This is a genomic window from Pseudomonas sp. 2995-3, from assembly GCF_002742565.1.
Lineage (GTDB): Bacteria > Pseudomonadota > Gammaproteobacteria > Pseudomonadales > Pseudomonadaceae > Aquipseudomonas > Aquipseudomonas edaphica.
Genome location: NZ_LJSB01000094.1, coordinates 1 through 291 on the forward strand (window position 1 = coordinate 1; position 291 = coordinate 291).

The 291-nt window shown below is 34.7% G+C and carries 1 protein-coding gene; it reads right to left on the reverse strand.

The annotated features are described in order from the left end of the window. Positions 1 to 291: glutamate ligase domain-containing protein (locus tag AOA62_RS05020; RefSeq protein WP_305886544.1), on the reverse strand; the 291-nt coding region annotated here is incomplete at both ends.

The window sequence follows — 291 nt, forward strand, 5'->3', positions numbered from 1 at the left end:
TCTTTTATCATTGGCGATTCATAAAGTATATCAAGCATTTGTTTTATATCTTTATCCTTCATCGCAGCAAAAAGTACATGAATTTCTTTATTCTCAAACCTATTTTCGAGGGTGTTTACTAGTATTTTCATAGATTCAGGATTGTGAGCCGTATCTAGAAGTAAAGTTGTTTTACCTTGTATCTCTTCAAATCTACCTGGAAGTACAGCTTGCTCTGCTCCTCGGATAATTTCAGAATCATCCACCATTACTGCCAAGTATTGCTTCAAGTAATCTAAGGTCATAATAGCC